Annotated in this window: 10 protein-coding genes; 7 read left to right on the top strand and 3 right to left on the bottom strand. The window is 68.2% G+C overall.

What is annotated here, in order from left to right; translation table 11 throughout:
- The first annotated feature begins 57 nt into the window (after positions 1–57).
- The 7 genes from D7X55_RS01330 to D7X55_RS43200 all read left to right on the top strand — a co-directional run bounded on the left by D7X55_RS01330 (position 58) and on the right by D7X55_RS43200 (position 13604).
- Entirely contained in the window at positions 58–3369 is a 3312-nt protein-coding gene (locus tag D7X55_RS01330) for a hypothetical protein (protein ID WP_121721980.1), read from the top strand.
- Complete coding sequence (locus D7X55_RS01325; protein ID WP_121721979.1) at positions 3366–6503, top strand: DEAD/DEAH box helicase; 3138 nt, start codon at positions 3366–3368, stop codon at positions 6501–6503. The genes D7X55_RS01330 and D7X55_RS01325 overlap by 4 nt, the downstream gene beginning before the upstream one ends.
- On the top strand, positions 6500–7954 hold the full coding sequence (locus D7X55_RS01320) for a hypothetical protein (RefSeq protein WP_121721978.1): 1455 nt from the start codon (positions 6500–6502) through the stop codon (positions 7952–7954). Before D7X55_RS01325 ends, D7X55_RS01320 begins: the two co-directional genes overlap by 4 nt.
- 18 nt (positions 7955–7972) lie before the next feature.
- Entirely contained in the window at positions 7973–10171 is a 2199-nt protein-coding gene (locus tag D7X55_RS01315; protein WP_121721977.1) for a hypothetical protein, read from the top strand.
- A gap of 290 nt (positions 10172–10461) precedes the next feature.
- Positions 10462–12033, top strand: a complete 1572-nt coding sequence (locus tag D7X55_RS01310) for a serine hydrolase (protein WP_121721976.1) — start codon at positions 10462–10464, stop codon at positions 12031–12033.
- A 102-nt stretch (positions 12034–12135) separates the two neighbouring features.
- Positions 12136–13437 (top strand): serine protease, encoded by a 1302-nt coding sequence (locus D7X55_RS01305; protein WP_121721975.1) that lies wholly within the window; start codon positions 12136–12138, stop codon positions 13435–13437.
- Between the two features lie 23 nt (positions 13438–13460).
- Positions 13461–13604, top strand: a complete 144-nt coding sequence (locus tag D7X55_RS43200) for a hypothetical protein (protein ID WP_158616156.1) — start codon at positions 13461–13463, stop codon at positions 13602–13604.
- A gap of 12 nt (positions 13605–13616) precedes the next feature.
- On the opposite strand, the gene D7X55_RS01300 is transcribed toward D7X55_RS43200, so the two are convergent.
- The 3 genes from D7X55_RS01300 to D7X55_RS01290 all read right to left on the bottom strand — a co-directional run bounded on the left by D7X55_RS01300 (position 13617) and on the right by D7X55_RS01290 (position 19640).
- A complete protein-coding gene (locus D7X55_RS01300; RefSeq protein WP_158626294.1) occupies positions 13617–15023 on the bottom strand; it encodes a polysaccharide deacetylase family protein in 1407 nt (468 codons plus the stop codon).
- A gap of 127 nt (positions 15024–15150) precedes the next feature.
- On the bottom strand, positions 15151–17397 hold the full coding sequence (locus D7X55_RS01295) for a kelch motif-containing protein (protein ID WP_121721973.1): 2247 nt from the start codon (positions 17395–17397) through the stop codon (positions 15151–15153).
- Complete coding sequence (locus D7X55_RS01290) at positions 17394–19640, bottom strand: kelch repeat-containing protein (protein WP_121721972.1); 2247 nt, start codon at positions 19638–19640, stop codon at positions 17394–17396. Before D7X55_RS01290 ends, D7X55_RS01295 begins: the two co-directional genes overlap by 4 nt.
- Positions 19641–19684: the final 44 nt, after the last annotated feature.

The following is a 19684-nucleotide window of genomic DNA, read 5'->3' as shown; positions in this document are numbered from 1 at the left end:
CCTTCCCTGCGGCAGTTCCCCTCGGGCGAGCCACGCAACGAGGTGGAGGATGGTCTCTTGCTGCTCGCCCTTCACGGTGCGTTGCTGGAGGCGCTCACGTCGCGAAACCCCGCTGATTTCCAGCCACTTCCCATCGACTTCCTCGAGACGGGCCGCCGCCTACACGAAGTTCTGCGTCGGACCGAGATGCTGCCTCCTCCGTTGGTGGCGGGGCTTGCGCCGTTGCTGACTTCCCGCCTGAGGCGGCTCAGGCATCACCTGCGGCGCAGGCTCGCCCGGACTCGCCGCGAGGTCCCTCTTCGGAGGGTGCGAGAGATGGATCCCGCCTGCCTTCGGGTGAACGCTCGCAAGCCAGGCCGAACCCTGCTGGAGAAGGCAGGGCCCCGGCAGACGCTGCGCGCGCTCGTCCGCGTCGAGCGCTACGACACCAGTGAGAATCGCATCCTGCGCGCCGCCTGTGTCCGCTTGCAGCGGACGGTCCAGAGTGCGTTGCAAGGGGGGCTTGGCTCTCACGAGCGTGCCGATCCGCAGGTCCGGCAGCTTCATGCCCTGGGCCGCGAGGCGGCCGCCCTCATTGAAAGTGAGGAACTCCGAACCGTGGGCCTGCCGCGCCCCGACGAGCGCCCTTCCAATGCCTTGCTGGGGGATGCCGACTACCGCGCGGTCTGGCGCGCCCTGCAGCTGTTGCGTGACGAGGAGGAGCGGTTCATCGAGGAGTGGCGGAGCTTGGAGCGTGTCCTCGACGAGGTGCTCCTCGTGGCGGCGTGGTGTCATTTCGATGCGCAGGGGGAGTTTGCCCCCCTTCCTGGCTGGGTCCGTCCGCTGCATCGCCGGGTGGACTCGAGACGGCTTGAGAGCGACAGACATCGGGGATGGGTCCGCTTCGGCCAGGACCAGGTCGAGGAGTGGTCGGTCCTGTCGGAACCCGGAGGGTTGAGCGTCAGCCACCGGCGCTGGAAGGGAACCTCGCGGCAGGAGCGCACGTTCCGCATCGAGGGCACCCTTGTACAGGCGGCGGATAGTCCGTTGAGCATGCGGCTGAAGGTGATGCTCGCTTCAGGGGCACACTGCCAGGAGTACTCGGCCGATCGAAGCCTGCTTGCTGCCATGGACAGAGTGTTCGGTGAGCTGAACCCGGCACAATCCGCTTTGGCGCCTCCTGCCCACCGCGAGTTGAAAGGGTGGGTGGCTGTCTCAGCACTGGACGCCACCCTGCGCATGATGGATGACGCGGGACCGTTCGATGCGGGCCCGAGCGCGGTGGTCACGATTCTCGCAGGGGGCTCATCGTCACTGGATGTGGTGGGGAGATCGGCCACGCTGGGAGGCGGCGATATGGCCGGTCCCCTCGCGCTGCACGGCCCTCATGCCGAGCGATACAGCCGTCTGCTCCACCGCTGGAAGCAACGTGCTGTCGCGGAACTCGCCGTCGTCGTGCCGGATCGCTTTGATGAAGGGGCGCTTCAGCGGCTGCGGATGCATGCCGGTGCGTGCTGGGCCGTCTGGCAGCCCGTGGCCGTCGCGCTCCAATTGGGAGAGCAGGAGCCTCAACGGGTGACACCTCCGCCAGGAAAGACCCTGCGGGTGCTCGTCATCGCCCTGAGTGATGCCGCCAACGATGTCGCGCTCCTGTCATGTGAGGCGATGCCCGGTGGCGAGCGCGTCTGGCTGCGTGAGCGAGCCGGTCAAGCGCTCCCCTCGGGCGAGGCGCTGCGGTTCGATCCGGTGGAGGCCGAGCGGCGCGAGCCCTTGCGCGCGGCATGGCTGCGCCAACCTGCGGATGACCAGGCCTGGGTACGGCAGGGCGAGGATTGGGAACTGTCTCCGCTGCCGCCGGCCGGCGACCAGTTGGACAGACATCTTCTCGAGGCAGCGAGGACATTGTCGGGAAAGGGCATCGACCTGGTGGCTATCGCGGGTGCAGGGCCGGAACTGGAGGAGCGTCTGCGGCAGGGACTGGCTTCGCTCCCGATCGTCTTCCTTTCCTCGGATGCGGCAGTGCGAGGGGCTCGTGTGTTCCTGGAGCGCTACCGGGCCGGGCGGCCCACGTGGAGGGACAGGCTGCCTGCGCTGACCGTTGAGGTCCGGGAAGAGAACCGGCGCAAGCATGTCGATGTCGTGCCGGAGGGCTCCTATGCCGAACCCGGGCGCCCATTGTCCTTCGTCTCGGCACAGACCCTGATCCTTGAGGCGGGCAAGGATGTGTTCGACTTGAGGATGCTCCGCGACAGGCAGGTGGCTCCCTTCAATCTGCGCCTGGAGGGGCCTCCGCTGCCGCTGTCGCAGGCCGTGACGGTACGTATCTCCGTCCGCTTCCGTTACGGCCTTGAGGATGTGGAGGGACGGCTGGTTCCGTACGAAGCGGCTCCCTTCGAGCGAATTCCCTTTCGACTCCAAGGGGCCGAGCCTGATGCCGGGGACAGGGAAGAGCCCAGCAGCCCCCCCGAATACCGCCCTCCGCCCTTGCTCGAGCAGCAGGCCCTGGAGCGCATTCTGGCGGCCAGCCAAGCCCTGGCTGAATGGTGGCGCAAGTTGTCCATCAAAGAGCGCAAGCAGGCCAAGACGAATGCGGGGTTGCTCAAGGATGACATGCTCCCGCTCGTGGAGAAACTCGAGCAGGCGCTTCGTGCCGTCCAGGGGTCGGGGTCAGCGTCCCTCAGCCAGGAAGGACGCCAGCTGCTGGAGGACGTGGTGGCCCCGCGGCTGGACTGGCTGCTGGGGCTGCGCAGAGGCCCGGACAAGGAGGGGGAGGCGCCCGCGCTCACGGAAAAGGCGAAGCTCTGGGCCATTCGCGCCAGGTCGCGGGCGGCCGTTCGCGGAGATGGGCGCTTCGCGAGCTTCCTCATGGAGAGGATGAAGGAGGCCAAGGGAGGCACACGGACCGAGTGGTGGCGAGGACTTGGCCGCATCGTCGATGGCCGAGCCGATGAGGTCTGGGACGTGATCGTCGGGTTTGAGCCAGGCTCTGATGATGAGCGCCGGAGCCTGGGCAATGCCATGCTCTGGGCGCTTCAAGCCCACCCGGAAGTCACGCCTCACCTGGGCGAAGCGCGTGCCCGTGCAGCGCTCACCGTCCTCACGCGCGAGCTCGGGCGGCTCGAGAAGTCAGAGCGTCGGAAGGATCACTTCGCCTTCCTCCTGCAGTCCCTGATGCACCTGTGCCGCTGCCGCGTGGCCGGCCTGCTGGCCCCCGAGGACCCTCAAGTCCGAGAGACAGTCGCCTTCCTTCGAGAGCTGCGCCAGCAGCTCCCTGAGGAGGTGCTGCGGCAAGCCGTGCGCTCCACGGCCCAGGACGAGCCGCTGTCGATGGCCATCGATGCATTGGAGGGGCGTATCGTGACGCTGCCTCTCGCAGGGAGCGAGCCATGAACATCGCACCTCACCTGGCACGGACCCTGCTGGAGGGGCGGCAAGGCCATGCTTTCCGCACCGAGGCCATTTCCTACGAGGTGGTGGATACGCTCGTGACCTTGCGGATGGAGCGCAAGACAATGCTCCATCTGCCGGGCGGAGACGCGCGCGAGATTCAGCCCGTGTCGGCACAGGACCTGCGGCGCATCCTGGATGCTTGCCCCCACGCCGTCTGGGTGTGCGGATTCAGCGTGAAGGAGCAGTCCGGATCATTGCTTCCCTTCGCGCCGCCCAGGACCCTCCCGCTGTCGGCTCGAATTCCATTCCGTATCCCCGCGTGGCTTGCGGAGCGGGCCGGACAGCTGGGACTCCGTTCCGGGCAGGACGCACTGGAGCGCCTGTCCCTGGACGTGGGCGGCAGGCGCATTGCCGTCATCGGGCAGCGCAGCATCGCCGCACTCTCCGATGATGATGCCCGTGCCGTTACGTGGTGGCTGCCCACCGGGGAAGTCATTGAGACGCAGTTGGTGACGCAGGACGGACATGCCTGGTTCGAACTGCGCCAGTGCATTGATGCCCGGGATGCCGCGACTGCTCGCTGTGGGCCCAACGGGCTGGTGCGGATCGAGCCGGGAGCAGGCTTGCCTGTCTCTGGAGAGGAGGCGGCGGGCGCGGCTGTCGCCGACGCTGTCGCCTTCATGTCGGAGCGCTCGCCCTTGTTCGATACCTGGGCGCGCTATGCCCAACTCTCCCGCGAACGGGCTCAGGAGAAGCAGCAGGCCCGGGCCGCAGTGCCCCTGCACTACGAGGGGGCGAGCCAGCATGGGAGCACGTGGGTGGCACGGGCCCGTTTGAATGACGAGGGCATGCGGGCCTGGCTCGGGCCTCAGCAGCAAGAGGGCCGCTGGGTCAAGCTGGATCAGACGGTGAAACAGGAGGGGACGGAGGAGGGGGCGCTGACGATCGAGAAGATTCGACGCAAGGGCCCCGGGCTCGTGGAACTGCGTATGAAGCCAGGGCGAAGCGTCCGGGAGATTCCTGCCGCGGGCGTGTTGCAGGCCGTGGAGAACCGCGGCGTCCGCAAGCAGGAGGAGCGGCAGCGGGAGGCCCTGGACGTCCTTCGCGCCGGACGCGCGGCCTGCTCTCGCTTGCTGGACATCCTCAATGCACCAAGCCTCACCCGGGAGCCCGCAGTCGTGCGGCTTCCCAGGCCTGTGCTGGATCAGCTCGACGAGCACCAACAGGCCGCTCTCCTGAAGATCCTAGGCTGTCAGGAACTGGTGGCGATCCAGGGGCCGCCCGGCGCGGGCAAGACGCGCGTCATCGTCGAGGCACTCCAGCAGCTCGCAGCGACCCGGCGCCGGTCGCAGCCCCCCATCCGGGTGCTCATCTCCTCCGTGCAGAACGAGGCCATCGACAACGTCGTCGAGAAGCTCGAGTCCATCCAGGGGCTCGTCGTCCGGACCGTCCGGAAGGGCGGGCAGAACGAGGACGAGGACTTCGCCCAGGCCGAGCGGCGTGCCTGGGGACGAGAGCGCATCATCGACTCGCTGCAGACGCGCCTGAGTGCGGATCCCATCGTTCGCAAGCTACAGAGCCTGGAGGATGTCCGCTCGGAGATGGCGCGGTTCCGGCTCCTGATGCTGGCGGGGGAGGTGGCTTTCGAGAAGATGGCGGAGGCGCTGGAGCAACTGGCTGGCAACGAGGCGGCTCCGCTCACGCCTTCCTCCCGCGAGGAGGCGTGGAGCCTGGCAGGAGCGTTGCGCGCATGGGCTCCACCAGCCGGGCCGGAGGGGGAACCTGATGCTTCTCCGCAACTCCCCGAGCAGGCCGGAGACGTTCAGGCCTGGTGGGCGCACGTTCGGGACTCGTGGCCCATCGCCTCCCGGGCGCACGTGGATGCGGCCGTGGCGGCCGTCCTCGAAGCCACGCAAGGAATGCGGGTCAACCCCTTGCGTTGGTCCCGCCGGGTGGAAGAGCGGTGGAAGGAGCTGCGGACGTGGGTCGAAGCAGGGCATCGTCCGGCCCATCCGCCCCTCCCGCCAGCGCCTAGCGAGGGGGATGTCCTGCGCCAGCACCTCGCGGCATGGGCGAAGCGCGCCGAGGAGGATGTGCGCCAGTGCGCCGATGGGCTGGTCCGCACGCCCGTGGCCGTCGCGTTCCGATTCATGACCCGGCTGCGCAACGATCCCGCCGCCTGGGAAACCATCAAGCAGCGGCATGGCAACACCACCGCGGCGACGTGCTCCATGGCGGCCAAGGCGCGAGTGCCCGATGAGCCTGAATACGACTGGGTCCTCATCGACGAAGCCGGCAGGGCCTCTCCCTTCGAACTGCTCGTCCCCATGGTGCAAGGACGCCGAGTCGTCCTCATCGGAGACCACCGGCAGCTGCCCCCGATGGTGGAGGACGAAATCATCGATGCCCTGGAGAGCGATCGGCCGCCTTCTGTGGACATCCAGCGAGAGACGCTCTTCGGGCTGCTTTACGGGCTGATCCCCGCGGGCTGCCGCATCCGTCTTCAGACGCAGTACCGCATGCACGGGACTATCGGGGCGCTCGTAGACCGGCTCTTCTACGCACCGCATCAGGAAGCGATTGACAGCTACCATTCCGGCCCTGTGTTGGCTGCGAAGCGTGCGCCGTTCTGGGGCGTGCTGGCTGATCGGCCTGTGGTATGGCTCGACCTGCCTCGAACCAAGGAGGCCGTCTATACGAATCCCACCGAGATTCGGGCGGTGCTCCAACTCCTTGAGCAGTACAGCCGCAGCCAGGCGGCGGACAATGGCGCACCCTTCGTGGGCGTCATCTGCGCCTACCTCGCCCAGAAGGAAGCGCTGGACTACGCCTTGAGGACGCGGCCAGAGCTGAGGGCCATTGCCACCGTGCGCACCATCGACTCGGTGCAGGGACGTGAATACCCCGTGGTCCTATTTTGCACGACACGGATGGACGGCAAGCCGGGCTTTCTTGCCGCGCCCTCGCGCATCAACGTCGCGCTGAGCCGGGCGCAAAGGCAACTCATCATCCTCGGCAACGCAGGCGCCATGTCCTCAGGGCTCGTCAAGACGGGAGCGCCCCACCTGGCTCAGCTCGTGAGTCACTGCCAGGAGGCGAGTCTCATTGAGCCCTGGAAAGAGGCGCTGGCATGACGGCCGAGCAGCGCATGTGGTGTCAGGTCCCGGCCTGGTGGTTCCCTGTCTGGGTTTCGTTGCACGGAGACGCCCATGCGCAGGATCCGCTGGAGGAGGCCGTTCTCGGTTTGATCGAGCTGGGGCATGGGCATCCTGGAGACCTCGCCCTGACCCTGCAAGTGGACGCAAGCCTCATCCACTCCGTGCTGGATGCCCTGGACGGTGCAGGGCAGATCCAACAGCAGCCGGGGCAGGAGCGCTGGGAGCCGCGGCCAGCCGTCAAGCCATCCGAGGAGCCCTACGAGCGTGAAGGATGGATCGCCTGGGATCCGCTTGCCCGCAGGCCGCTGCTGCAGGTCGTGTTTGGCTTGCACCCCAAGGACAGGCCGGAGCTGCCCAAAGGATGGCAGGGTGTCGCCTGCGATGCCGAACCTGAACTGGGAAAGCGTCCGAGCGACGGGGTCGTGGATAGGGCACTTTCTTTCCTACCGGACGTGCCCGAGCTGCGAGGGATCGAGCGGATGGGGAGCGGCGTGCAGAATTTCGACTCCGGGTTGATCCGCCGGATCCGCCGAAACCCTCGCGAGAGGCCCGAGCGCGGGAATGTCTTTGTGCCCGTCGAGTTCCGGCCGACGACGGACCCGGTGGTCTGGCGTCCGTGTGTCGTTCCCTCCGCACGGATCTCCTCCGAGTTCGACTCCGCCGGGTGGCAGGGGCTGCTGTCACGGGTGGATGAGGCGGGGCGCCGTGAGCTCGAGGCACGGAAGCTGGAGGTGAGTGCGTTGCTCACCCCCTTCATCCTGAAAGAGGCGGGCTACGCGAGCATGAGCGATCTGCGCGAGGCCGCAGGCCGCAAGGCCCGGCATGCACTCGTGGGCGTCTGGAACAATCCCGGCTGGGAGTTGCTGCAACGGATGGTCGTGGATGCCGAGGTCTTCGCCACGATCGCGCATGCCGTGAAGCACACCTCGCTGCGTCAGGCGCTCCACTGCTGGGCTGATGTGCTGGAGGCCCTATCAGGGATGCTTCACCAGCGATTCGAGGCCGCCTTCACCAAGGAGCGCTTTCGGGAGGTGTTGGCGCTTCCCATCACGACCCGGAAGGATCGCGTCCTGGCTCGGAGCGCCAACCTGGGCAGGAGCGCTCAGCATCTGCTGAAGACCGTGTCCAAGGATGATCCTCTGCACCAACTTCGCGGGGTTCTGGCGCGCAACGCCACCATCGGAACGCGGATCCTGGGGTTTGCATTCGCGCGTGTCTTCGTGCCCGACGTCGGGCGGCTCGCAGATCCAGCACTGGAGGAGTGCCCGGCATTCTTTGACGAACTGGCCGATGCGAACGAGCGGCGGGTAAAGGTCGTGCATCCTGACATCGATGAGACCGAGACTTCGGAACCCGTCGATCTGGAAGACTTCCGGCAGCGCGTCCTGGGCATCGTCCGGGCCTCAATGAAGATTCCCTCGCAGTGAGCATCGGGAGGCACGTGCATGTCTCACCCCGTCTGGACACTCGCTCTGGATGAGTCAGGCCGCTTCGAGCAGGAGCCTCCGCAGGACGAAGTCCTCGTCATTGGCGGTGTCCTCTGCCCCGGCGAGGTGGATCGGCTCGCAGCGCCGTTGGAGCGCGCCTTGCGGCAGGCCTGCAAGGCAGAGGGGATCGACAAGTGGCCCCCGCACGCCTCCGAGTTGCCCCGCGAAGTTCGCGGCCGGATTCTTGAGGTCCTTTCGCGCGAGTTGACCCGGCTGGGGGGCTGCTGGATCTTCCTCGTGGAGCCCCCGAGCGGCCGTGCGGACACCCGGCTTGCCACCTACGTGCGAATGCTCGCGGACGTGGTGGACATCTCCGCCCGGCTCGCGGTGCTTCAGGGGGCACGCGAGCTGGATGTCCGGCCCGCCACGCGCACACTTCCCTTGATGGAGGAGACCGCCCAGGCGGCGGCTCGGCGTGGCATAGCCCTCCCTCTGGAGGCGCTCGAGAAAGATGGAGAGCCTCCGCGCAGATGGGTTCGCTCCTACACCGAGGCCGAGGTTCGCCAGACCCTGGACGGGCTCGCGCGCGAGTCGTCCGGACAGTTGGGCTCATGGCCTTCCTTGAGGTCCATCGAGGTGGACCCCGGCCGCTATGGGGGCGCCCATCCCGCGGTGTTCCTCTCGGACTTTGCCTGCAACTTCCTCCATGGCTTGCTGGGAGGGGTGTCCGGCAAGGAGGCCGTGACTGGTGGCTCTCCGCTCGACCCCGATGGAAAGAATCCTCCTCTGGTGATCGCTCGAGCCGCGTTGAAGACGCTGCGAGGTGTGGATCGGGCGCTCCGGGAGGACACGGTGGACCTGTGGCAGGCCTCGGCCCTTATGGAAACGCTGGCGGGAGATGTCCGAGGCCAGACGTCGTCCCTGTCCCGCTACCGGGCGGCGCGGGAAGGGGCGCTCCTGGCTGCATCTCAGCTTTGGGAGCGGGCCTGCAGGGTGCTCGGGGCCGACCTGAAGGTTCGTGAAGCGATGGGCGTTGGGGTGGTCCTGAGCGGCCGGAGCCAGGGGGCACTGGCAGCCAAGACTGGCGATTACGAGGGGACCTGGCGCGCCATCGAAGCGGGCTGGTCGGGAGAGGGGGCTCTCGCGAAGTCGGTGCGACGGGCTCTTGCCGGTGAGCGCGAGAGTGCGGCCCGGCTCTGGCGCCAGACGCTTGAATGCGCCAATCACCGCGGAGACATCTCCGCGGGAACACGGGCAGCCAGTGCCTTCCGGGAGCTGCTCGTCGCGGGGCTCTCCTTCGGCCTGCTCGCCGAGCGGCAGCAGATGCTGAACCTCGAGCAGGTCATGTTGCAGAACCGCCTGCCCGCGGACGCGCCCGAGTTGGCGTCATGCCTGGGGGAGCTCGCGTCTTCGGCCGAAGCCCTGGTGCGGAATGCCGAGGAAGATGGAGAGATCCTCACCCTGGCGATCCATCAGCCGGTCCCACCCACCCTCATGGACGCGAGGGAGCGAGCCCTGGCGGAGGCACTCGGGCAAGAACCTGGATGGGATGTGCCTGATCGAGAGCGGGGGCGGATGTTTGGTACGGCGGCGCGTTCCCTCGCCTTCTGCGGACGCGCCGAGGAGGCGATCCGGTTGGCATTGAGAGCTCGGCGCTACTTCCTGGACTCGCCAATGGACCTGCGGATGAATGCCACGATTCTTGCGCGCATGCTCCTAGAGCGGGTACGTCTCTCAGGAGCAGACGCGGACATGCGAGGCATCTCTGAGTCCTTTGAACTGGCAGGGGTGGGGGAGATTCGGAAGCCAGCGGAGGCTGCAGGGCTCGTCAAGCGTGAGCCGGGCATGCGTTTCACGCTCGATCTCATTCTCCGCGCCCTGCTCTGGGCTCCCGGTTGTGTGCCGCGGGGCGATTGGCCAGGCGTGCTTGAGGAGCGTGGGCCCAAGTCGCTCTTCGGTGTGCTCGCCTCGGGAACGCTCCGCTCGCATCCCTCTGAGCTGATCGCCCGGCATGCAGGGGAGCTTCTTGCTCGGCACGATCGGCCCTCGGCGGCTCGTGAGTGGTTCGGCCTCTCTTGCGAACTGTGCCAGGGGGCTTCAGAAGGCAGCGCGCTGCGGCGCTTGGGGGTTTTCACGGAGCGCCTCGCTACCTCATCCTGCGCAGTTCCCGAAGGTCCACTTGGTTCCCTTCTCAATCCGAGCTTCGAATACCGCTGAATGGGCCATGCATGACCTCCCGTACGGTCAGCAGCCAGAACCGGAGACCTCCATCGCCACCGGGGCGGAGCCCAGCAGCAAACTAAACTAACAGCAAGAATCTTGGGGTCCGCGGGCTCAAATCCTGTCGCCCCGACCAAATAGAGGCCCTGGAGTCCCCGGTGCAAGCCGGTGACTCCAGGGCCTTTGTTTTTGGCCATCACCCGGTCGTCGACAATCTCACCGCGCTTGAAATCGAACGGAGGGGCGGACGTACACCGTGCGTCCCACCCCTTTCCTCCGGTGAACCCATGCGTCGTTCCCTGTCCCGCCTCGTGCTCGCGGCCATCGTGTTCAGCCCGGGAGGCGCGGCCCTCGCGGCGGAGGGAGCGAAGAAGCCCGCCACGCAATGGTTGGCCAGCCCTGCTCAGGCGGCCCGCGCGGCGCGAGTGGAGGCGGGCCTGGTCCCGGTCGTCATCGAGGGTGAGAAACCCCAGAGCCTGACGCTTCAGCAGTGGATGGCGCTGTACCGGATCCCCGGGCTGAGCATCGCCGTCTTCGACAAGCACGCCATCGTCTGGGCCAGGGCCTATGGCGTGAAGACGGCGGGTGGCTTGGAGCCCGTCACCCTGGAGACGCTGTTCCAGGCGGGCTCCATCAGCAAGCCGGTGACAGCCCTGGCGGCGCTGCACTTCGTCGAGGCCGGCAAATGGTCGCTCGACGAGAACATCAACGACAGGCTGCGCTCGTGGAAGGTCCCCGAGAACGACTTCACGAAGGAGCAGAAGGTCACCCTGCGCCGGCTGCTCAGCCACAGCGCGGGGACGACCGTGCATGGCTTCCCCGGTTACGCCGTCGACGCGCCCATGCCCACGCTGGTGCAGGTGCTGGAGGGCGTGGCGCCCGCGAACACCTCCCCGGTTCGCGTCGACCTCGTCCCCGGGACGAAGACGCGCTACAGCGGCGGTGGCACGTCCATCGTCCAGCTGATGATGGTGGATCAGCTCCAGAAGCCGTTCCCCCAGGTCATGCGGGAAACGGTGCTGAAGCCGCTCGGCATGAGCAGCAGCTCCTACGAGCAGCCCCTGCCTCCGGCCCTCGCAGCCAGGACGGCGACCGGGACGTCCTCCAGCGGGAAGAGCGTCGCGGGCCGCTGGCACGTGTACCCGGAGATGGCCGCGGCCGGACTGTGGACCACGCCATCCGACCTCGCTCGGGTCGCCCTCGAGGTGTCCAGCGCGAAGGCGGGGAAGTCCAAGCGCGTGCTGTCGCAAGCGATGACGCAGCAGATGCTGACGCGGCAGTCGGAGCGGTTCGGGCTGGGCTTCCAGGTGGAGCCCGGCAGCGACCGCTTCTGGCACGGTGGCTCGGACGAAGGTTTCCAGGCCGTGTTCATGGCCTTCAGTGACACGGGCAGCGGCGTGGTCGCCATGGCCAACTCCGACAACGGCTTCCTGCTCTTCGACCGGCTCATCGCCAGCGTGGCGGCCGAGTATGGCTGGCCCGCGTTCAAGCCCGAGCCCGTGTCGCCGTCCGCCCAGGTGGACGTGCTCATGCGGCTCAAGGGCGTCGACACCGCGCTCGCGTGGTACGCCGCGAAGCATCGCGAGGGCATGAAGGGCCTGGAGTCGGGGGACCTGAACCAGCTCGGCTACCGGTTGCTGTCAGACGGCAAGGGCGCCGAAGCGGTGCGGGTGCTCGAAGCGAACGTGAAGCTCTTCCCCACGGATGCGAATACCTACGACAGCCTGGGCGAGGCACAGCTCCAACTGGGACAGAAGGAAGCGGCCATCGCGAGCTACAGGAAGTCACTCGCGCTGGACGCGGGGAATGCCAATGCGGTGAAGGTCCTCGAGAAGCTGGGCGCGCCCACCGGGAAGTGAGCGCTTCTCCTGAGCTGGAGACAATGCTCGTTAGGCGTGTGTTGCGGAGAGCGCATGTTTAGCGCGAGCATGCGCTCTTCACCCTCAAGGAGTGTTCAGCACATGCGAATCCCCCGGACTTCTGGCCGCAGGACGCTGCTCGGAACGCTGCTGTGTACCCTCTCCCTGGTGGCCTGCGGTCCGGCCCCCGAGGGGGAGTCCGCCGACAACGCTCCCCTGGGCACGGAGAAGCAGCCCGTCGTCTATGGGACGGACAACCGCACGGACGTGTACGCGCACTCGGACGCCACGCTGCGCGCCCGTGCTCAGCAGTCCACCGTCGCGCTGATGAACCCTTCGGACTTCAACGCGACCAACCCCGACAAGGTCACCTTCAACGCATCCACGCTGCGCTCCGCGTACAACCTCTGCACCTCCGAGCGCTTCCTGGACGACCTGACCCCGGCGTTCTGCTCCGGCACGCTCATCGACGATGACCTGGTGCTCACCGCGGGCCACTGCATCACCAGCGCTTCGGCCTGCACCAGCACGCGCTTCGTCTTCAACTTCTACCGCACCGCCGCCGGCGCCATGCAGACGGTGACGACCGCGGACATCTTCTCCTGCAAGGAGATCGTCGCGCGCCAGCAGGGCACGGTGGGCGGCCGCAACCTGGACTTCGCTGTCGTCCGGCTGGACCGGCCGGCCACCCCGCGCTTCACGCCCGCGCCCATTCGCGCGGGCAACGCCGCGCTGCCCGTGGGCACCAACGTGACGGTCATCGGCTCGGGCAGCGGCATTCCCTTCAAGATCGACTCGGGCGGCTCGGTGCGTGACGCGCGCGCGGGCACGCTGGACTACTTCGTGGGCACCACGGACACGTTCGGCGGCAACTCGGGCTCGGGCGTGTATGAGAACAGCGGCTACACGGTGGCCGGCATCCTGGTGCGCGGCGAGACCGACTACAAAGCCAACGGCAGCTGCAACGTCGTCAACACCTGCACGGAGACGGGCTGCCGCGGCGAGGACATCACCTACGTCCGGCCGGCCATCGACGAGTACTGCGGCGTGGCGACCAGCACGCGCCTGTGCGCGGGCTACCCGCCGCCCGTGACGCCGGTGACGTTCACCTTCACCGCCACCAACACCAACAGCGCCAACCAGAACACCGTCAACCGCAACGTCACCCTGGCCGCCGGGCAGACCCTCAAGTTCGGCACCTGCTCGGTGGCGGGCGCCTCCGGCACGGGTGACACGTACCTGCGCCTGTACAACGGAACCACCCAGGTGGCCTCGAACGACGACGCCTGCGGCACGCTGTCCTTCGCGAGCTTCAAGGCCACGACGGCGGGCACCTACCAGATCCGCGCGGGCTGCTACTCCAGCGGGAGCTGCAGCGGCACGGTGGCGTACACCGTCCAGTAGTCCCTGAAGGACCGAAGCGGGCGGTGGCGTGTCCGTCACCGCCCGCGCCGGGCTCCTTCATCCGCATGCGGCTCTTCTTCACGGGCCATGCGAACCCGCTGATGGAGACGTTCACGCTCGCCGCCTACCAGGCGCCCACGCCGTCCGGCAGCAACCGACCCGCTTGAAGGACGATGCGCTCAGGGGACCGGCGGTTCGGGCTCGAGCGGCGCGAACGGGCCCGGGCCGAGGTCCTCGAGCCTGAAGTCATCCATCGTCAGCGTGCCCACGCGCTCCAGGGCCAGCCCCACGCTCAAGCCCCGGCCCGCGGAGGGCGCCGCGGGCGTCGTCCACTCGGCGTAGCCGTAGGTGCCTCGCGTGGGCAGCAGGGCGCTCTGGGCCCACCATGCCCAGCCTCCTGATGCGTTGCGGTAGTACGCCTTGAAGAGGGGCGCGGCGGTGGCCTTGTACCAGGCGGACACCCGGTAGCGGTGGCCCGGGGTGAGCGGCGGCGCGCACGCTCCGAGATCCTCCAGGGAGATGAGCTTGCGGTCTCCGCTGGAGTAGCTGGTGACGCTCAAGCGCTGGGCCCAGGTCCCCGAATGGGCATCCGTGGTCCGCGACCAGCTGTAGGCGTTGGCGCCATAGCCGCCGCGCTGCCAGCAGTCCGGGGCTCCGTCTCCGTTGCTGTCGGTCTCCAGGGATGGATTCGCCAGCAGTTGCGTGGGAGGTGGAGTGCCAGCGTCGGGCAGCGGCGGCCCGTTGACCGGCGGCTTCACCGCGCCTCCGATGACCTGATCCACCGTGCGCACGAAGGTGCCTCGCGAAGCGCGCGCCGCGAGCCAGTCCAGGAAGGCCGTGAAGGTGGACACGTTGATGCCGTAGGTCTCCGACGTCGGGCAGGGCCCCGGGCAGATCTCGTGGAAGGCGATGGGCACCCAGCCTCCGCCGGCGGACTCGGCTCGGAGCACCAGCCCCTGCAGGTCCGCCAGCGTCTGGGTTCTCTGGACGGAGCCGTGGTTGCGGATGGCGAAGGCGTCCTGCGGCGGCACGGTCTCCGCGTAGGGGCAGCCCGTGCAGCTGTCCGGCGTCCGCAGGCCGCCGGATTCTCGCGCGGAGTTGTAGTTGCAATCGATGACGACCTGTTCCGTGGTCGCATCCCTCGCTCCGGAGGGATAGGCGAAGGACGTCACCCTCAGCCCCGCGTTCATCAGGGCCACCCGGTCGTCGCACACCTGGCGGCGCTGCGAGTCCACGTCCAGCGTGGGGAGCTGGACGTGGGACACCGTGTGGCCGCCCACCTCGTGGCCAGCGGTCTGGAAGCGCCGGAGCTGATCGCGCGTCAGATAGCCCGTCATGCCGAGCCTCCCGCTGCTGACGAAGAAGGTCCCGCGCATTCCGCGCGCCTCCAACAGGGAGGCCGCGGTGACCTGGCTGGCCCTCGCGTCATCGAAGGTGATCGAGACGACGAGCTGCCCGGGCTCCAGGACGAGGCTCGGCGACTGCTGCTCCAGCGCTTCTTCGGACCCGGAGCCCTGGCACGCCAGGGCCATCCAGAGCAATGACAAGCCGAACGCGTGGGCAAACCGGAAGAACAATGGGGGCATGGTGCCCGCCAAGGTGCGTGCGTTTCTCCCGCTGCCCAGCGGCCCGGAGGCATGGCGCGGCTGCTCACGGGTGAGCGCAACCGGCCGTTCGTCGCATGGCGATGGCGTCCGAGGATGGCCCTCAAGCTCACAGCGGGGTGTAGAGCTCGGCCGCTTCGGATTCGTAGCTTCCCGACGTGACGAGCACCCGGCCATCGGGCAAGAGCGTCGCCGTATTGAGCCCATAGCGCGGGACAATCGTGGGAGCGGTCGGAGTCCAGGTGCCCGTGGCCGGGTCGTAGAGCGCCGCGGCGTCCACATACGCGACGAGCACCTTCCCATTTCGCAGCACCGTCTCCGGGCCGCCGAGCGGTGCGGGCGGTGAACCCGTGAGGGTCCAGGTGCCCGTGGCCGGGTCGTACAACTGCGCCGCGGTGCCTGACACGGCGAACACCTTCCCATCCGGCAGCAGCGCCAGAGAGCCGTTGACCGGTGCGACCGGAGAGCCCGTGGAGCTCCAGGTGCCCGTGCCCGGGTCATAGAGTTCGGCGGTGGTGACGTCGCCGTCCAGGTTGCGCCCTCCCGCGACGAGCACCCTGCCGTCCTGCAGCAGTGTCGCCGGGTTCTCATAACGCACCACGGCCAGTGAGCCGGTCATGCTCCAGGTCCCCGACGCGGGGTCATAGAGCTCCGCCGTCGTTTCGCTCTGGACGAGCACCTGACCGTTGGGCAGCAGCGTCGCCGTGTGGCCCGCGCGAGCTTCCACCATGGAGCCCGTGGGACTCCAGGTGCCCGTGGCCGGGTCATAGAGCTCCGCCGTCCGCAGGACGAAGAACCGGTCCAGGCCTCCCGCGACGAGCACCTTGCCGTTGGGGAGCAGCGTGGCTGTGTGCCCATAGCGGCATTCGAGCATGAAGCCGGTCGCGCTCCAGGTATTCGAGGCCGGGTCGTACAACTCCGTCGAGCTGGTGCATTGGCCTCGTTGCGCCTCACTGCCGCCCGCGACGAGCACCTTGCCGTTGGGGAGCAGCGTCGCCGTGGTGTACAGGCGCAGCAGGAAGTTGACCCTCGGTCCCGTCAGGGCCCATGTCCCCGGGACGGAGCAGCCCGGCAAGCCCGTCACCGTGAAGCTCCGGGTGGCCGTGAGGCCAAAGGCATTCGTCACGGTGACGGTGATGGAGGGCGGCGTGCCACCGCTGGCGCAAGGCGGCGCCGTCCAGGTGACGCGGCTGTGCGTGGAGTCGCCGGTCGGCGTGGCCAGTGTGCCGGTGGTGGCCTGCCAGGAGAAGCCGAGCGTGGAACCCTGCGGGTCGCTGGCCGCCACCTCGTAGGTGATCACGTCGCCCGGGTTGGCCGTGTCCGAGGAGCGGTACGAGCGGAGGATGACGGGCGCGAGCTGGTTGCTGGGGGGCGTATTGCTGACGCACAGGGCGACGGTGCCCGTGTTGTGCCCTCCACGCCCGTCGGACACGGACACGCTCAGGCGGCAGTTGTTGCACGCCTCGGCTGGCGCGATTGAGGGCGTGAATTGACCGAGGGCGGAGGTCGCGTCGGTCCAGGTGCCCGCGCAGGACGCGCTCCAAGCGTAGGAGAGACTGTCTCCATCCGGATCCATGGCCAGCGCGAAGACAGTCGTCGGCTGTCCCACGGCCAGCCGCGTCGCTGTCGCGGTGATGGAGGACACCTGGGGCGCGCTGTTGAAGGAGATGGACAGCTCGGCTTCACCTTCGCCTTCGGGGACGACGTTGACGAACAGGAGCGCGCTGGAGGCCAGGCCGCGCGAGTCCGTCACCGTCAACGTGACGGTCTGGAGCCCGGCGGAAGTGGGGGCCGTCCAGGACGTGAAGCGCTCGGTGGGCGCGGAGATGGTGCCCGCGGTGGCGCTCCACGCGTAGCTGATCATGTCCTCCGGGTTCGGGTCATGCGCGGAGGCGTAGAGGGAGACGGTGCCCCCGGCCGCCACGGTGCTCGGGTTCACCGCCACGAAGTCGATGAGGGGCGCTTCGTTGTCGAAGGGCGGCGGCGGGTTGACCTGCTGGAGGGTGATGGCGACGAGGGTCGTCTGGTTGGAGAGGATGGTGACGCCGTCGGCGGAGCCGGAGAAGAGCAGGGTGCCGGAGGCGTCGTAGGCGCGCGCGGCGAAGGCACGGCCGGTGCCCGCAGGGATGTTTCCAATGGTGCCGCCCCAGACACCGTTCGTGGGCGCCAGGTCCACCCAGACGGTGCGGATGTCGGGACCGCCCGAGGCGACCGCGACGCGAGCGATGGTGGAGGAGAGGGATTGGGGCACCGACACGGCGAAGCGCGCCGTGCCTGTGTCCCCGGAAGTGTCTCCGCAGCCCGCGAACACCGCCGCCGCGAGCGCCAGCATCAGGTGAAGGGATGCGCGTCTCATGGGGTGTAGACCTCCGCCGACTCCACATCCGACTCGGTGTTGGGAGGTGTTCCGGCGATGAGCGCCCTGCCGTCGGACAACGCCGTCAAGGTGAATCCACTCCGATCGATGGCCGGGGTATTGGCCATGGTCCACGTGCCCGTGGCCGGGTCGTACAGCTCCGCCACCTCCCAACCCACGACGAGCGCCCTGCCGTCGGTCAGCAGCACCGCCGGACCGTTGATGGGTTCTCGTGGGGCGCCCGTCAGGCTCCACATGTCCAGGAAGGGGTCATACAGCTGCGCCGTCCTGCCCCCGGCCACGAGCACATTGCCATCGGGCAGCACCACCGGCGGCCCCCCGGGAGATACAACCGGAGGACGGGTCGGGCTCCAGGTCCTCGTGGCCGGGTCATAGAGCTCCGCCGAGTTCAATCCCGTGGCGAGCACCTTGCCCGTGGGCAGCAACGCCGACGTGCGGTAGCGAGGTTCGGCCATGGCGCCCGCCGGGCTCCAGGTGCCCGTGGCCGGGTCGTACACCTCCGCGGACGTGAGGTCGCCGCTCATGTCCTCGCCCCCAGCGACGAGCACCTTGCCGTCCGGCAGCCGCGCCGCCAGGTGCCTGGAGCGGCCCTGCGCCATGGAGCCCGTCGGGGTCCAGGTGTTCGTGGCCGGGTCGTACAACTCCGCCCGGGCGGAATAGAACTCGAAGCCTTCTCCTCCCGCGACGAGCACCCTGCCATCGAGCAGCAAGGTCGCCGAGTGGTAGAGGCGGCTCACGTTCATGCGGGGGCCATAGGTCCAGGTGTTCGTGGCCGGGTCATAGAGCTCCGTCGAGTCGAGGAAGAAGCTCCATTTCTGGGCGCTACCTCCGGCGATGAGCACCCTGCCATCCGGCAGCAGCGTCGCGGTGTGACCCCAGCGAGGCCCGCCCCCCATGTGGCCCGTCGGGTCCCAATCTCCCACGAGGACACAATCCGGCAGCCCCGCCACCGTGAAGGTCCGGGTGGCCGTGAGGTCGAAGGCGTTCGCCACCGTGACGGTGACGGACGGAGTCGTGCCCGGGCGGATGCACGCGGGCGCCGTCCAGGTGATGCGACTGTGATTGCCCACCCGCACCGGAGCGCCTGTCGTGCCGACGCTCGAGTCCCAGGAGAAGGTGAGGGCGGAGCCCTGCGGGTCGCTGGCCACGACTTCATAGGTCAGTGTTTGGCCCGGGCTCGCGGTGTCCGAGGAGCGGTAGGAGCGGAGGATGACGGGCGCGAGGTGGTTCACGGGAGCCGTGCTGGCGACGCACAGGGCGACGGTGCCCGTGTTGTGTCCTCCGCGCCCGTCGGTCACGGACACGCTCAGGCGGCAGTTGTTGCAGGACTCCGTGGGCAGGAGCGAGGGCGTGAACGTGGCGATGCCGGAGGACGCGTTGGTCCAGGTGCCCGCGCACGACGCGCTCCACGAGTAGGAGAGAGGGTCCCCGTCCGGGTCCGATGCAGTGACCAACACCGCCGTCGGCTGTCCCACGACGAGTTGCGTGGGCGTGGCGTCGATCGCAGCCACTTCCGGTGCACTGTTGAAGAAGATGGACAGCTCGGCCTCGCCCTCGCCCTCGGGGACGACGTTGACGACCAGGAGCGCGCTGGAGGCCAGGCCGCGCGAGTCCGTCACGGTCAGCCTGACGGTCTGGAGCCCGGTGGAGGTGGGCAGCGTCCAGGAGGTGAAGCTCTCGGAGGGCGAGGAGATGGAGCCTGCGGTGGCGCTCCATGCGAAGTGGACCGTGTCCTCCGGGGTCGGGTCATGCGCGACGGCATGGAGGGTGACGGTGCCTCCGGGCGCCACGGTGCTCGGGGAGACCGAGACGTAGTCGATGATGGGGGCCGCGTTGTCGAAGGGTGGCGGCGGGTTGATCTGCTGGAGGGTGATGGCGACGAGGGTCGTCTGGTTGGAGAGGATGGTGACGTTGTCGGCGGAGCCGGAGAAGAGCAGGGTGCCGGAGGCGTCGTAGGCGCGCGCGGCGAAGGCGCGGCCGGTGCCCGCGGGGATGTTGCCGATGGTGCCGCCCCAGACGCCGTTCGTGGGCGCCAGGTCCACCCAGACGGTGCGGATGTCCGGACCGCCCGAGGCGACCGCGACGCGGGCGATGGTGGAGGAGAGGGATTGGGGCACCGACACGGCGAAGCGCGCCGTGCCTGTGTCCCCGGAGGTGTCCCCACAGCCCGCGAACAATGCCGCCGCGAGCACCAGCATCAGATGAAGGCCTGCTCTTTTCATGAACGTTTCCCCCTCATCGCGAGCGTGAGGCTCGCGGCTGGTGT

The organism is Corallococcus sp. AB049A (assembly GCF_003668885.1).
Taxonomy (GTDB): Bacteria; Myxococcota; Myxococcia; order Myxococcales; family Myxococcaceae; genus Corallococcus; species Corallococcus interemptor.
Note: the sequence above shows the minus strand (reverse complement) of the source record. Positions and strands in the feature narration are given on the sequence as shown.